Origin of the sequence: Hungatella sp. SL.1.14 (assembly GCF_024460495.1) — a bacterium.
GTDB lineage: Bacteria > Bacillota > Clostridia > Lachnospirales > Lachnospiraceae > Hungatella > Hungatella hathewayi.
Genome location: NZ_JANFYJ010000126.1, coordinates 1 through 431 on the forward strand (window position 1 = coordinate 1; position 431 = coordinate 431).

General features: G+C 40.4%; 1 protein-coding gene. It reads right to left on the bottom strand.

From position 1 onward, the window contains the following. On the bottom strand, positions 1 to 329 hold a 329-nt coding region (locus NE473_RS30270), incomplete at its 3' end, for an ABC transporter substrate-binding protein (protein ID WP_256265566.1). Positions 330 to 431: the final 102 nt, after the last annotated feature.

Consider the following 431-nt stretch of genomic DNA (forward strand, 5'->3'; position numbering starts at 1 on the left):
TTTTTCGGAACAGACAGATTTTTTTCCTCCAGCACATCCTTGCGGTACCATATGACATAAGAATGAAGGTAATAGGGTATTCCCAGAATTGTATCCCCATCCGTAAAGTTATCCAGCGGTTTTTCAAGGAAATAATCTTCTCCCAGTGCATCGATCAGAGGATTCATGGGCAGTACTGCGCCCGCCTGATTAATTGCAAATAAGTTGTCCGGATTTACGCTGCTGACATCAGGCAGCGCCCCGGCAGCCAGCCCGGCTATCCATTTCTGAGTGAATACATTCCAGGGATATACCTCTACATTGATCGTCACATTGGGATGTTCTTTCATATATTTAGATATTGTTTCTTCAAGTAGCTGTTTTAAATATATACCTTTTTCAAAAACTGATTCAACTAATTTTTCATCTTCCAGTATCGTAAGATTTTTTAG